Source organism: Pseudomonas sp. TMB3-21, assembly GCF_054898145.1.
This window is the reverse complement of sequence record NZ_CM142718.1, coordinates 3,246,394-3,259,619: the sequence shown is the minus strand read 5'-3', so window position 1 is coordinate 3,259,619 and position 13,226 is coordinate 3,246,394. Positions and strand designations below refer to the sequence as shown.

General features: G+C 58.1%; 17 protein-coding genes. 11 read left to right on the top strand and 6 right to left on the bottom strand.

Going from position 1 to position 13,226, the window contains the following annotated elements; genetic code table 11:
• Positions 1-394 precede the first annotated feature (394 nt).
• From ACYZTS_RS15090 to ACYZTS_RS15080, 3 genes are all read left to right on the top strand, one after another.
• Entirely contained in the window at positions 395-865 is a 471-nt protein-coding gene (locus tag ACYZTS_RS15090; protein ID WP_028620702.1) for a hypothetical protein, read from the top strand.
• Between the two features lie 331 nt (positions 866-1,196).
• The gene (locus ACYZTS_RS15085) at positions 1,197-2,090 is read left to right on the top strand and encodes a sensor histidine kinase (protein ID WP_028620701.1); all 894 of its coding nucleotides are present in this window, start codon (positions 1,197-1,199) and stop codon (positions 2,088-2,090) included.
• Positions 2,087-2,746 carry a response regulator gene (locus ACYZTS_RS15080; protein ID WP_461990146.1) on the top strand — a complete coding sequence of 220 codons (660 nt, stop codon included), beginning with the start codon at positions 2,087-2,089 and terminating at the stop codon, positions 2,744-2,746. The genes ACYZTS_RS15085 and ACYZTS_RS15080 overlap by 4 nt, the downstream gene beginning before the upstream one ends.
• On the opposite strand, the gene yegS is transcribed toward ACYZTS_RS15080, so the two are convergent.
• The gene (gene yegS, locus ACYZTS_RS15075; RefSeq protein WP_028620699.1) at positions 2,730-3,647 is read right to left on the bottom strand and encodes a lipid kinase YegS; all 918 of its coding nucleotides are present in this window, start codon (positions 3,645-3,647) and stop codon (positions 2,730-2,732) included. The genes ACYZTS_RS15080 and yegS overlap by 17 nt on opposite strands.
• Before the next feature lie 223 nt (positions 3,648-3,870).
• Between yegS and ACYZTS_RS15070 the strand changes: the two genes are divergently transcribed.
• Complete coding sequence (locus tag ACYZTS_RS15070; RefSeq protein ID WP_028620698.1) at positions 3,871-4,179, top strand: hypothetical protein; 309 nt, start codon at positions 3,871-3,873, stop codon at positions 4,177-4,179.
• Positions 4,180-4,243: 64 nt separating this feature from the next.
• Here the strand turns inward: ACYZTS_RS15070 and ACYZTS_RS15065 are convergent, their stop codons facing one another.
• Complete coding sequence (locus ACYZTS_RS15065) at positions 4,244-5,470, bottom strand: molybdopterin molybdotransferase MoeA (protein WP_461990144.1); 1,227 nt, start codon at positions 5,468-5,470, stop codon at positions 4,244-4,246.
• A complete protein-coding gene (moaB, locus tag ACYZTS_RS15060) occupies positions 5,454-5,993 on the bottom strand; it encodes a molybdenum cofactor biosynthesis protein B (RefSeq protein ID WP_028620696.1) in 540 nt (179 codons plus the stop codon). Before moaB ends, ACYZTS_RS15065 begins: the two co-directional genes overlap by 17 nt.
• Before the next feature lie 81 nt (positions 5,994-6,074).
• Between moaB and mobA the strand changes: the two genes are divergently transcribed.
• Together mobA and ACYZTS_RS15050 are read left to right on the top strand one after the other, a co-directional pair.
• Complete coding sequence (mobA, locus tag ACYZTS_RS15055) at positions 6,075-6,677, top strand: molybdenum cofactor guanylyltransferase MobA (RefSeq protein ID WP_028620695.1); 603 nt, start codon at positions 6,075-6,077, stop codon at positions 6,675-6,677.
• A gap of 76 nt (positions 6,678-6,753) precedes the next feature.
• Complete coding sequence (locus ACYZTS_RS15050; protein WP_028620694.1) at positions 6,754-6,975, top strand: YgdI/YgdR family lipoprotein; 222 nt, start codon at positions 6,754-6,756, stop codon at positions 6,973-6,975.
• A 70-nt stretch (positions 6,976-7,045) separates the two neighbouring features.
• On the opposite strand, the gene ACYZTS_RS15045 is transcribed toward ACYZTS_RS15050, so the two are convergent.
• From ACYZTS_RS15045 to ACYZTS_RS15035, 3 genes are all read right to left on the bottom strand, one after another.
• Positions 7,046-7,936 (bottom strand): pseudouridine synthase, encoded by an 891-nt coding sequence (locus ACYZTS_RS15045; protein ID WP_461996451.1) that lies wholly within the window; start codon positions 7,934-7,936, stop codon positions 7,046-7,048.
• A 70-nt stretch (positions 7,937-8,006) separates the two neighbouring features.
• Positions 8,007-8,327: a transcriptional regulator gene (locus ACYZTS_RS15040; RefSeq protein WP_028620692.1), complete on the bottom strand. Its 321-nt coding sequence runs from the start codon at positions 8,325-8,327 to the stop codon at positions 8,007-8,009.
• A gap of 157 nt (positions 8,328-8,484) precedes the next feature.
• A complete protein-coding gene (locus tag ACYZTS_RS15035; protein ID WP_461990140.1) occupies positions 8,485-8,721 on the bottom strand; it encodes a glutaredoxin family protein in 237 nt (78 codons plus the stop codon).
• Positions 8,722-8,929: 208 nt separating this feature from the next.
• Between ACYZTS_RS15035 and ACYZTS_RS15030 the strand changes: the two genes are divergently transcribed.
• The 5 genes from ACYZTS_RS15030 to ACYZTS_RS15010 all read left to right on the top strand — a co-directional run bounded on the left by ACYZTS_RS15030 (position 8,930) and on the right by ACYZTS_RS15010 (position 13,184).
• On the top strand, positions 8,930-10,642 hold the full coding sequence (locus tag ACYZTS_RS15030) for a cation:proton antiporter (protein ID WP_028620690.1): 1,713 nt from the start codon (positions 8,930-8,932) through the stop codon (positions 10,640-10,642).
• A gap of 211 nt (positions 10,643-10,853) precedes the next feature.
• Positions 10,854-11,168 (top strand): ElaB/YgaM/YqjD family protein, encoded by a 315-nt coding sequence (locus ACYZTS_RS15025; RefSeq protein ID WP_028620689.1) that lies wholly within the window; start codon positions 10,854-10,856, stop codon positions 11,166-11,168.
• Between the two features lie 2 nt (positions 11,169-11,170).
• Positions 11,171-11,560: a phage holin family protein gene (locus tag ACYZTS_RS15020; protein ID WP_028620688.1), complete on the top strand. Its 390-nt coding sequence runs from the start codon at positions 11,171-11,173 to the stop codon at positions 11,558-11,560.
• A complete protein-coding gene (locus tag ACYZTS_RS15015; protein ID WP_461990137.1) occupies positions 11,557-11,898 on the top strand; it encodes a hypothetical protein in 342 nt (113 codons plus the stop codon). Before ACYZTS_RS15020 ends, ACYZTS_RS15015 begins: the two co-directional genes overlap by 4 nt.
• Before the next feature lie 122 nt (positions 11,899-12,020).
• A complete protein-coding gene (locus tag ACYZTS_RS15010; RefSeq protein WP_028620686.1) occupies positions 12,021-13,184 on the top strand; it encodes an EAL domain-containing protein in 1,164 nt (387 codons plus the stop codon).
• Positions 13,185-13,226 lie beyond the last annotated feature (42 nt).

Below are 13,226 nucleotides of genomic sequence, written 5' to 3'. Positions count from 1 at the left end.
TGTAGTTGCAGGACCTTGATCCATCGATAATGCCGACCGCCGGCATTGATGTCACATTAGCATCATGCTTTACTGAGCCCCAGTATTCCCCGCAGCAAATTCCCGGGCGCGACCTCGATTTTCGCCTGTGGTTCCCTTATGTAAGGGATTCCCCTAGTAAGCATCAGGCCCAACCTGATATTCGCAATATCCAATAGCCATTAATGTGACGCCATTCTCATTGCATGAACGGAGTCAGGCTTTTGTGTGCGTTAGCAGGTCAGCGGCCAACCGCCCCCTTGGATCATCCCCCCCGCATTAAAGGCGGGCGAACCGCGATTGCACAAAAGTACCGCCACTCGGGCACCTCGATCGATGACATCCCCCCATTTGAAATGGCGTTATGGAGATCAGCATGACGAACGATCGTACAGAGTGGACCCGACGCCTACCGCAATTTCTCGTTGAAGCAGAAAGCCTTCTCGCCAGATCGGAAGAATGCTTGAGCCATCTGCAACTGATCAGCAATGACAAGGATGCCATCGACTGCATTTTGAGCACGCTGCTCAAACTGGCGAGCAAGGCCGATGCGCTCGCCCTGGCTGCCGTATCGGACTTTTCGCTGCACATCCACGGTTTGTTGAACCATGCCCACCAACAGACCGAGCTGCATGATCAAGCACTGCTCGCGCTGAAAGACTGCTTCACCCTGATGGCCTGGCAACTGGAGCTGATTGATCAGCGGACTGGCCAACTCTCCCTTGATGACAGCGAGCAGACCGCTTTGATCGAGGCGCTCGCTTTCCATGTCGGCCACAGCCCGTCCCAGCTTCCCGCCAATACAAAACCGTTCACGCGCATTTCCTTCATGGAACGACAGGCCTAGCCAACCCGAAAACAGCGCGCTTCCGGGCCCACTGCGAGTGTTGCAATTACACGTTTTAAACTGAATCGCTCACGCCATTCATAACTGTCAACGACGACACTTGACGTATGAAAGCCTGCTGACTGCAACTAGTGTCATTGTGCAACTATCTGTGAGCCACGTTAATTCCAAAGTGTATTTCGTGGTTATGCCATACGCGACCAATGGAAACCTAGGTGCTAACATGCCGACCGTTAGTTGGCGTCAATTTTCAGCACAGTGACCCAGACATAGACCCGTCATCGCGCATGTCGGGTCTGCCCGCAGCGAACATCCATTGGCTCCATCCGCTATGTACGCCAGCCTCAAATCAATCACGATGTGGTCACCTTCCCGAGACAACGCAAGGCGGCTCACACTTTTTCTGTGCACATGCTCGGTACTTGGCAGCGCATTTTTCTGTAGTTTGTCCGTGCCTCTACCTCCGGCCCTGCTGGCCATCAATATCGCAGCCCTCGGCTGTGTCTGGCTGCAACATCACCTCTCTCGCCAATCGATAAATTTTGAACCCCAGGAGCTGGCCGACAGGTTGTTGAAGGTCCAGGAAAACGAGCGCCATCGGCTCAGCCGGGAATTGCACGACGACATTGGCCAGCTATTGACTGCAGCGAAACTTCAGAACGACTGGCTCAAACGCCGGATGCCCGAGGAGCTGCAGGAACAATGCGCCTTGCTCAGCGAAACGCTGGAAGAAACCCTGGCCAAAGTCCGTGACGTGTCAGCGATCCTGAATCCGCGGCAGCTGGCCAGCCTTGGCCTGGAAGCCAGTCTGCGGGCTCATCTGCTCAAGACCATGGCCAATACCTCCGTGCACTGGAGCCTGGAATGCCACTCGCGCCTGACCGGCATCCCCGAGGAAATGGCAGTGGCGGCATTTCGGATCACCCAGGAGGCCGTCACCAACATTCTGCGCCATGCCCAAGCCAGAAATCTTTTGGTTCGTCTGCAACGTCAGCCCCAAGGCCTGACACTGTTGATCAGTGACGACGGCGTCGGCTTTGCCCCGGCCACCGACCCGGGACGCGAAGGCCAACGTGGCATGGCCGGCATGTCGGAACGGGTCGACCAATTGGGCGGCACGCTGACCGTCAGCAGCGAACCGGGCACAGGTACTCAAATTGAAGCGCTCTTTCCTTGGGCGCCACGCGCGCTCGAACGGGCCAATACAGATAAGGTCATGCGTTGATTTGTAACTTGCTTCTGGTGGATGACCACTCGCTGATCAGGGCCGGCGTTCGTGCCCTGGTACTGGATATTCCCGGCTACGCGGTAGTGGGCGAAGCCAATGACGGTTCGCAGCTACTGGAAATGGTTGAGCGCCTGTCTCCGGATATTGTGTTGCTCGACATCTCCATGAAGGAGACCGGCGGCCTCGAAGCATTGCAGCGGCTCAGACGAGTCCGCCCGCAGAGCAAAGTGCTGATCCTGTCGATGCACACCGATCCAGCCCTCATCATGCAGGCGCTGGAATCCGGCGCCCACGGCTATCTGCTCAAAGACACCACGGCTACCGAACTCGAACATGCGCTCGAGGCGTTGCGCAATAACGAGCGCTATTTGAGCCCCGCCATCGCTCATACCGTTATCAACCAAGCGCTGAGCCGCAGTCCCGCGAATCAACAGGAACCGGCAGATGGGCACAACCTGACGGCGCGGCAGCTGGAAATCCTGCGGCTGATCGTGCGCGGCAAATCCACCCGGGAAATTGCCAATGGTCTGGGCTTGAGCATCAAAACAGTCGAAACCCACCGATCACAGATCATGAAGCGCTTGCAGATTTATGACGTGGCGGGTCTGGTGCTGTTCGCAGTACGCGAGCAAATCATCAGTCTGGACGACTGATCACCGGGGTAGCGCTCAGCAGTGGCGAGTCCTTCGGCAAATGCACGCGCAGCGCGGCCGGGCGCGCCGAAAAACGCATGCTCTCGCCTTCCAGCGGTTCACCGTCGAGATTGATATAGAGACCTTCAGCGACCTTCAGCTCAACCCACGGCAGGCGCGCCCGCACGAACATGTTGTCAATGCCGAAGCCGTCAGTAAGCAAGTCCCGCAAGGTACCAACCAGTTCCTGCGGTGCTGGCAGAATGCTGATATCCAGCAGGCCATCATCCGCCAGCGCGTCCGGGCACAACACATGCCCCCCGCCAGCCTGTCGGCCATTGCCGATGCCCAGCGCAAGCAATTCGCCGCTCCACTGGAAGTCAGGTCCTTGCAGTTCGCCGTAGGCGGCGTGCAACTCGCTGAACCGCGAAAGCCCGGTAAACAGGTACGCAGCGCCGCCGAGCACTTTTTTCAAATCCTCCGAGGTGTTTGCCGTTACTTGGCTGCCGAACCCCCCGGTGGCCATGTTCAGGAACACTTGCCCACCAACTTCGCCCAGGTCAATCGCCTGGGGCTCTACATCCAACAGCTCAAGGGCCTCATCAGGCGCCAACGGTACGCCTGCAGCTCGCGCGAAATCGTTGGCTGTGCCCAAGGGCATCAGTACCAGACTGGCTTCAGCCGTATGCGCAGCCATGGCCTCGGCAATGTCCCGCAAGGTGCCATCACCGCCGCCGGCAATAATCCGCGTATAACCCGCCGTCAGCGCTTCATCCACCAACCGTTGAGCGTCGCCACCCTCCCAGGTCACCCGCACCGACAGCTCCCAACCCTGGGCGCGTTTGCCCTCGACGGCCGCGCGGACCTCTTCGTTGAGCGCTTGCTTGCCGTGCAGAATCAACAGCGCCTTGCGTTCGCTCATTTTGATCACTCCTGATGAATCCCGTGTGAGGCATGTGGACCTCGAGTGAGCCTATAAAAGTCTCCGAGAGTCGAATTATTTCTACTTTCGGCACTTCGCGTCCTACACGGCGGTATTTTTTCCTACAAAAGCTGAGGAATCGGCTCAATTGACCCGCTCAGCTTATTGGTTCAAGTTGCGACTACGGTTTATCAGTCATCAGCAGGGAATACAGGGACGTATCATGCACAGCCATCACCTCAGGCAGCCGGGCTCACCGGTTGCACCGCTCGCGGAACGTCGAGCCAACTACAAAACCGAATGCGGCCACTGCGCCAAACTCAATGGAGAAGCTGAAATGGAACCTCGCGTCGTCGAACTGGAGACACATCTCAAGTACATCCGCAGGGACATGGAGGAAATTCGTGGCGACGTCCGATCCATCAAACACAGACTGGCCTACGCTGCTGGTGGAACAGCCGTAGTGATAGGGCTTTTGGGCTGGATCGCGAACAGCAGGTTCGACCAGGTGGTGACACTCCTCGCTCAGTAACCATCACTACAAACGCACAACCCGGTTCGCCCGACCGGGTAGGCGCAAACAACAGAAAGTGAGATCAGTTCAGCACTTCGCTCAGCGGAATAAACATGACGTTTTCTCCAGCCACCAGCGTACGATCCTCCAACACTTCAACCAGACCATCCGCCCAGGCCGCACTACGCAGCACGCTGGAGCTTTGGTTTTTGTAGATGATTGCCCGCCCATTCTCCAGGCGTCCGCGCAAATATTCGCGCCGGTTACCTGCTTTCAACCAGTCAAATCCTGCGGGCACCGCAAACTTCAACGGCTCGACATTCTGGACGCCTTGGCGACGTAACAGATAAGGCCTTGCGAGCATCGCGAACGTCACCAGGGTAGAGGCCGGGTTGCCGGGCAAACCAATCACCGGCACGCCACGAAAATGCCCGAATGTCAGCGGCTTGCCTGGTTTGATTGCGAGCTTCCACAAGGTCAACTCTCCCTCTTCCCGCAGCGCGATGCCCAGAAAGTCCGCTTCACCCACCGAGACGCCACCGGTGGAGAGAATCAGGTCTACGTCTTTCAACTCGCCAAGACGAGCGCGGGTGACCGCCAGATCGTCGACCAGAATGCCAGCGTCGATCACTTCACAGCCCATGCGTTGCAACCAACTGCAAAGCAGCATGCGATTGCTGTTGTAGATTTGCCCAGGGCCGAGCGTGGTTCCTGGCTCCACCAGTTCATCACCTGTGGACAGCACGGCGACGCGCACGCGGCGTATCACTTCCAGTTCGGCGCGTCCCAGCGAGGCAGCGAGCCCCTGCTCGATCGGGCCCAGTCGCGTACCGGCGGGAAGAACCAATTCACCTACCGTGGTTTCCTGGCCACGAGGACGAATATTCTGGCCGGGGCTCAGCGGTTGCGTGAATACAATCCGTTGATCAGCCTGGGGGTCGGCGTTCTCCTGCATCTCGACGCAATCGGCGCCGTCGGGAACAGGCGCGCCGGTGAAGATTCGCGCGCAGGTGCCAGGCTCCAAGGGCTGCGGTGCAGCGCCGGCAAAGATCTTCTGGCTGACCACCAACGGCTCTCCCGTCCAGTCAGCCACGCGCAAGGCGTAGCCGTCCATGGCGCTGTTGGGCCACGGCGGCAGATCCAGCGTCGAGATCAGGTCATCGGCCAGCACACGGCCCTGGACCTGCGCGAGCGGCAGGCGTTCTCGCGCCTTGATTGGCGAGGCGTCGGCCATTTCCAACAAACGCGCCAACGCCACCTCAACAGCCATCAGGCTGCCGGTCTTGCCCGGCTTACCCGCGTGATTCACAAGGCGCCGCCTGCTTCAAGTGGGCTACGAAATTGCACGGCCGGTGCCGTGAATCCAGTTGCTCGCCGAGGATGCCATCCCAACCGGTGCGTACGGCGTTGGTCGAGCCTGGCAAGCAGCAGACCAACGTGCCATTGGCCAATCCGGCCAAAGCGCGGGACTGGACGGTCGAGGTGCCAATATCGGCCACCGAAATCTGCCGGAACAGTTCGCCAAAGCCATCGACCTGCTTGTCCAGCAGGCAACTTACTGCCTCCGGCGTACTGTCGCGTCCGGTGAAGCCGGTGCCGCCGGTGATCAGGACAACCTGAACAACATCGTCGGCGATCCAGTTTGCAACTTGCGCGCGGATTTTGTAGAGGTCATCTTTGAGTAGCACCCGGGCGGCGAGGTGATGGCCGGCAGCGTTCAAACGATCGACGAAAACCTGGCCCGAGGTATCGGTTTCCAGAGTACGGGTGTCGCTGACAGTCAGCACAGCAATGTTGAGCGGTGCAAAAGGTACTTCAGCCTTGGCGTTCATAGGCTCGTCCAGTTGTAGGATAAACAGCCCGGTGTTATATCACAGCGCCTCATTTTTATGCCGCCCCCATGGAGACCGCCCATGACCTCGAATGCACATTTGCCGCCGTGTTCCATTCTGCTCCTGGCCGGTGGCCGTGGCCAACGCATGGGTGGCCAGGACAAGGGTTTACTGGAATGGCAGGGCGAGCCACTGATCGCACACCTGCATCGCAAGACCCGCTCGCTCAGTGATGATCTGATCATTTCCTGCAACCGGAACCTGGAGCGCTACGCACCCTACGCTGACCAATTGGTGCATGACGACCAAGGCGATTTCCCTGGTCCGCTGGCGGGCATTCGTGCGGGGTTGAAGGCCGCTCGGCATGATTTCCTCATGGTCCTGCCGTGCGACGTACCGCGCATTGATGCGGCACTCCTGCAAAGCCTGCGCGAGACTGCAAATGTGCACCCTGAAAAACCGGTGATGGTGCGTCATGGTGACCATTGGGAACCGCTGCTTTGCCTGATTCCGGTTGCCCTGTGCGAGGTGTTCGAAAATGCCTGGCATGCCGGTGAGCGCAGTCCCGGCCGGATCATGCGAAACCTGGATGCCAACGCCCTGCAATGCCCCGACAATGACCCACGCCTGGCCAATCTGAATACCCCGCAATTGCTGAGCTCACACAGCACCGTGTCAGATTGACACTAGCCAAGGAACTTGCGCGCGTTGTATACGTCTCAAGGTCAGTAACCAAAGATTTCTTATCGGAGACACACTCATGACTCACCGGACCCTCGCCACTTTCATGCTCGCACTGGGCCTCGCTACCCTCGCCGGTTGCGCATCGCCTACCGTGATCACTTTGAATGATGGTCGCGAAATCCAGGCCGTCGATACGCCTAATTTTGACGAAGAAGCCGGTTTTTACGAGTTCGAACAACTGGACGGCAAAGAGACCCGCGTCAACAAGGATCAGGTTCGCACGGTCAAAGAGCTGTAATTTGTCATCGTGACAACGGATACAGAAAAGCCCGCTTGATGCGGGCTTTTTAGTGGCTGCAGATTGGCGGTTACCATTGCAAAGTAATAGCGCTCTCGAAGGCTCTTTCCTGCCCCGTCACCGGATCGACAAACCGAAGTCCCTGAGCGAGCAGTTTCAAAGGATTAGCATAGTCGTCTGCAGCATCCGTGAGCACGCATGGATAAAACGGGTCGTTACAGATACCTGAGCCGAGCGCCGCCATGTGCACTCGCAACTGATGCTTTTTGCCTGTGACCGGGTAAAGCGCGTAACGCCATAAATCGCCGTTTTTTTCCCTGACATCGACCGTCGTCTCGGTGTTGCTGACACCCGCCGCTTCCTGCATGCGAAAGAACGGTTCACCTTCGACAAGCCTGCTTTTGTGCACCCGGGGAAACGTCAGATCCGGCAAGGCTTTAGCGATGGCCTCGTAGCGTTTTTCGATCTGGCGCGTGGGGAAAAGCGACTGATAGGCTGAACGGGTTTGCGGATTGGCCGAAAACATCACCAGCCCCGCCGTGTGTCGATCAATACGATGCAGGGGTACCAGATGCGGATTGTCGAGACGACGAATCAGGCGGCGCAGCAATGTCTGCTCGACGTATTCGCCGGCCGGTGTCACCGGCAGAAAATGTGGCTTGTCCGCCACCACCAAATGCTCATCGGCATACAGAATCGTCTCGGTAACGGGAATAGGTTTCTCATCACGCACCTCACGAAAATAATGAATGCGCAGACCTTCCTTGTAGGGAAGATCAACAGCGATGGGTGTGCCCTGCCCGTCAAGGACACGCCCCCGGGCAATCCGGTCGAGCCACTGTTCCCGGTCGATGGCACTGAAGTGCTCACACAAGCAATCAAGCACCGTACGCCACGCACCTGGCGGCAAGTACAATGTGCTCGCCTGACTGTGTGCAGCAGAAAAAGATGAAGTGGACATACCGACGATAACCCTCAATGCAGGGCGGCATTATCCAGCAGTGCTCCACGCGAACCTAGTACGATTTCAGTCAGGCAGGTATCGACTGCGTCCGCGCGGCTTCATCCGTGAATTCCTTGAGCCAGCGCAACACATCCACTGCCTCCCAGCGAACCGGATCGTAAAGCGCATAGAGCAAACCCTGATAGCCCACGACATCCAGCTGCCGGTGATAACCCGCACGTTGAAACAACGCTTCAATTTCGGCGAAGCAGGTATTGAAATGCAGTTTGTTGAAAGGTGTTTTCCGTTCCGTGACCAGACCATCCAGCCGCAGCTCGTGAACGGCTTCACGCACCACGTCTACCGACATCCGGTTAACGCTTTTCTTCAACTGTTCGACATTGACCACAATTCATCCCTCTGCTTCCGGGATTGCCTGTCATCCTGGCGGTCAACGCGCAGAATCAGGCAATCAGAATAACTGTATGAACATACAGTAACCGAATGAGTGAGCTTTCGCCAATGCAACAGACGGAGAACGACGGATGGATTGCGGGGAATGCCGGTCAGCGCAAAAACGCTGCGACCTGCTCTTCATCAAATGGCCAGTCAAGTTCGGCGCCGGTGTCGATTCGTCGCAATACCGGAATACGCAGGCCATAGTCTTCCACCCATTCTTCCCTATCGCTGATATCCACCAGCTCGACGAGCAATCCGTGTTCGACGAACTCCATCAGCATGGCTTCCGCGACTTCACACAGATGGCACCCCAAGGTGCCGAACAGCTGACATTCAGGAGGCATGACCGCGAGACCTTAGAAAGTAGACGCCTAGTTTAGGCCTGCGCTGAAAAGCAGTCGAGTCGCTAACCTGTCTATCCTCAAACAACTGATAACCACGGTTATCGGCAAACTCCTGACTCAAATCATCCATGCAGAACGTCACATGGGCCATGCTCACAACCATTTTCGCTCTACGCTTGAGTAGTCCGAATGCTGAACTGGAGATTACGTGTTCGCCAACCTGCTGATCATTCTCGCCTCCTCCCTGGTGGTGATTGCCCTTTTCCAGCGCCTGCGCTTGCCGCCGGTGCTGGGCTATTTGTGCGTGGGGCTGATGATCGGACCGACCGCTTTCAATTGGGTCAACGAAAACGAAGACCTGCCTGACCTCGCCGAACTGGGCGTGGTGTTCCTGCTGTTCTCTCTGGGGCTGGAGTTTTCCCTGTCGAAAATGATCGCACTGCGCAAGGTCGTGTTCAGACTGGGTGGCCTGCAGGTGTTGATCACGGCGGCGATCCTGGGCGCGCTGTTGATGTGGCTGGGCATGCCGACCACCGCGGCGTTGCTGCTCGGGGCTGGCCTGGCGCTTTCCTCGACGGCCATTGTCAGCAAGGAGCTGAGCAGTCTCGGGGAGATTTTCAGCAGCCACGGCCAGAACGCCATCGCAGTTTTGCTGTTTCAGGATGTCGTCGCGGTCCTGTTGCTGACGTTGGTGCCGGTGTTCGCCGGCAGCAGCGATCAAGCCTGGTACTGGGCACTGCCGCTGACACTGGTCAAAACGGTGGTCTTGTTCATCGGCCTGCTGGCGGCCAGCCGTTGGTTGCTGCCGCGCCTGTTTCATGAGGTGGCAGCGGCCCGCTCGGCCGAACTGTTTGTCCTGCTGGCGCTGGTGATTGTCCTGTTGACGGCCTGGCTGACTCACTTGATGGGGCTCTCGCCCGCGCTGGGTGCTTTTCTTGCGGGCATGTTACTTGGCGAGAGTCACTATCGGCATCAGATCGAAGCTGACATTCGCCCATTCCGCGACATCTTCCTGGGCGTGTTTTTCGTCAGCATCGGCATGTTGATCGATGTGCAGCTCTTCTTCAGTCACAGCTTGCTGATCCTCGGTCTCACCCTTGGTTTGCTGCTGATCAAAGGCTGCGTGGTAGCACTGCTCGTCAAATGGCGTGGCAGTGACATCGAAACCGCGTGGCGCAGTGGCCTGGCGCTGGCCCAGGGTGGCGAATTCTGCTTCGCGCTGATGGCGCAGATGCAACAAAACAACATGATGCCGGCTGACTTCAGCGGGCCGCTACTGGCCGCGACATTCTGCTCGATGCTGCTGACCCCGTTGCTGCTGCGCGCCGCGCCACGCATCGCCCTGCATTTGCACCGCAAGCCCAACGAAGAAGCCAAGCTCGAGCAAATCAGTGCGCTCAACGCTGATCTGACCCATCACGTGGTGATCTGTGGCTATGGTCGCGTAGGCCAATCCATCGGCCGCGTTTTGCGCAATGAAGGCCAGCCCTATATAGCGCTCGACACCGACCCGGTAAGGGTTCAGGAGGCCGCCGTCGCGGAAACCTGCGTACATTACGGTGACTCTCGCCGCGGCGAATTGCTGGTCGCGGTGGGACTGGAACGCGCGCGCCTAATGGTCATCGCGGTTGATCAGACCGATATCGCCCTGCTGGTTCTGAAGGAGGCACGCCGATTTAATCCGCTGGTGCCGATACTCGTACGAACCCGCGACGACAGCATGCTGACTGAACTGAAAGCGGCAGGCGCGACCGAAGTGGTGCCCGAATTGCTCGAGTCCAGTCTGATGCTCGCCTCCCATGCGTTAATCATGCTGGGCTTGCCGGCTGATCAGGTGCAGAGTCGAGTCGATCAGGCGCGGCGTGACCGTTATCGTTTGCTGCACGGTTTTTATCCTGGCTCCGATGGCGAAGAAAATTGATTCTCGCGCCATGTCGCGCGTCAGGGGCGAATCCCCCGCGCGCAATCTTGCTGTTTACGTTAAGGTTTTGCTTTCCCCACGCCCATTGATCAAGCAGATTTGCCAAACGACGCACCAATACATCGCATCGTTCGGACTGCTCATTTTGAAATGAACCTTCAAGCAAGGCTCATACTCGAACGCAACAGAAAGCCACTCACGGAGATCACCCATGGCCAGCATCAAGGCAACGACTGCTCAAGAAATCCTGATGAACGATTTTCAGACTCTGGTCAGCGACACCGAACGGTTACTGGAACACACCAAGACCCTGGCCGGCGATCAGGCAGACGAGTTGCGGGAGCAAATCCATAACAGTCTGCTCCAGGCTCGCGAAACCTTGAAAATGACTGAGGAATCCCTGCGCGAAAAAGGCATGGCTGCCGTCACTGCCACGGAAGATTATGTACAGGCCAACCCGTGGCAATCGGTAGGTATCGCGGCTGGTGTCGGGTTCCTGATCGGCCTGCTGGCCACTCGGCGCTGATTATGGCGATCGGCGAATCCGGCCCGTCCATTGCGGGTCAAAGCTCCTCACCGCGGCGTCTCGGTGCCGCTTTCCTCGGATTGCTCCACAGTCATGTCGAGCTGTTCGGCATCGAGTTGCAGGAACAAAAAGCTCGCACTGTCAGCTTGCTGCTGTTCGCAGGCCTGGCGCTGGTCTTCGGATTGCTGTTGTTGGTGGGCCTGTCGACGCTGGTACTGATCCTGTTCTGGGACACCTATCGTCTGCCCGCCATCAGCGGACTCTGCGTGTTCTATACCCTCGCCTGCATCTTCTGCGCGATGCGTTTGAAAGCGGCGATTTTCGATGAGTCTTCGCCCTTCCATGGCACTTTGGAAGAACTGGCCAATGATCGGGAGCGCCTGCTGCCATGAAGCTGCCCGAAATGCCTCATAACAGCTCCCGGACGGAAATGCGCAAAGCGTTGATCCGCCTGCGCATGGAAATGCACCGCCAGGAAATCCGTCAGGAATCGGCGCAACTGCTGCAGCCATTGCATCGCGTACGCGGCATGTCGCAAAACCTGCAAGCGGGTTTCGGCATCAAACATGCTCCGCTCTGGGGCATGGCTGCGGTCACATTGCTGGGGTTTTTCACAGGCAAAGGCGCCCGAAGCGGCGGCCCGAGCAGTGTGACGCGGTTAGTACGTCTCGGCACCACGCTGGGCCCGTTGATCAAGCTCGTCATGCAGGGCTCCTCGCGTAAGCATTGAGCCACTATCTGGCTGCATTCTTGCACTGAATCAGGTCTGAACCTCTTTATCGAGAGGTTCAGACCTGTGCGTTTACCCGGCCGCAGGTTAATCCGAACAACAAGACTAACTAAGGAGGCCTCGTGATCGACGGGCAACCGCTCGCCTGCTTTCAGCCGTTCATCGATACCGCCACCGGCCGTATTGCCGGTGTCGAAGCATTGGGCCGACTACGTCATGCCGATGGCCAACTGACCTCGGTCGGTCCGCTGTTCGCCGATTCGCGAACACCCGCCATTGCCCTGCGCCGCCTCGATCGCCAGATCCGTGACAATGCGTTGAGCCGTCTTCACGAAGCGCCGTCGGACTGGTTCCTCAGTTTGAACATGTCCCCCCGCTGGATCAGCCGCTTACGCCAGGATCAGGCGCTGCCAAGCCTCAGGCAAGTGAGCAGACACGGCGTCGACCCTCGTCGGATCGTTTTCGAAATCACCGAACTGGGCGGCGACATTCAGCGCCTGGCGGAAGTCGTGGCGCGCTACCGTCAGGCGGGTGCGCGAATTGCCATCGACGATTTCGGCGCCGGCTATTCACAGCTCGACCGCGTGTTGGCCTTGCAGCCGGACATTCTCAAGCTCGACATGCGCTTGTTCCAGGCGGCCGCATTGGGTGGTCCGAGCAGCGATGTGGTCAAGGCACTGGCATTGATGGCGGAAAAAACCGGCTGCTGGATCATTGCCGAAGGCGTGGAGACCGACGCGCAACTCAATTTTGCTCTGGAATGCGGTTCTCGTTACGTGCAGGGATTTTTGTTCGCCCGTGCGCAAGAGCAGTTCTTCGCCACTGACGCTTTCGTTGATCACTTTGCCGAATTGCGTCAGCGCTATGTCCAGCAGAAAATCGCTGAACGCGGCCGGTTGATGCAGATGCGCCACCAGCTCACCGAGCTGATGTTCATCCTGCAAAACTGGGCGCAGGCCCGCGCGCCGCTTAGCGCCTTGCCGCAACTGGATGCGTTTCCCTGGTTGTTGCGTTTCTACCAGTGCGATCGGCACGGTACGCAGCTGACGCCGAATCTGGAATGGCGCAGCAACGGCTGGGAATCGGACAACCGCTATCTGGGCCACAACTGGTCCTGGCGGCCGTACTTTTATCACCTGCTGGCCGAGGGCTGGGACGAGCGTCGACTGACACTTTCCAATACCTATCGAGACGCCACCAGCAACCAGTACTGCCTCACTGCCGGGCAATTTTTTGACAACGGCGAGCGCCTGCTGCTCATCGACATCGACGCCGCCGGCTTGTAGTTCCGCTTGCAGGCATCGGCGCGACACGGGAAGCTAGGCGAT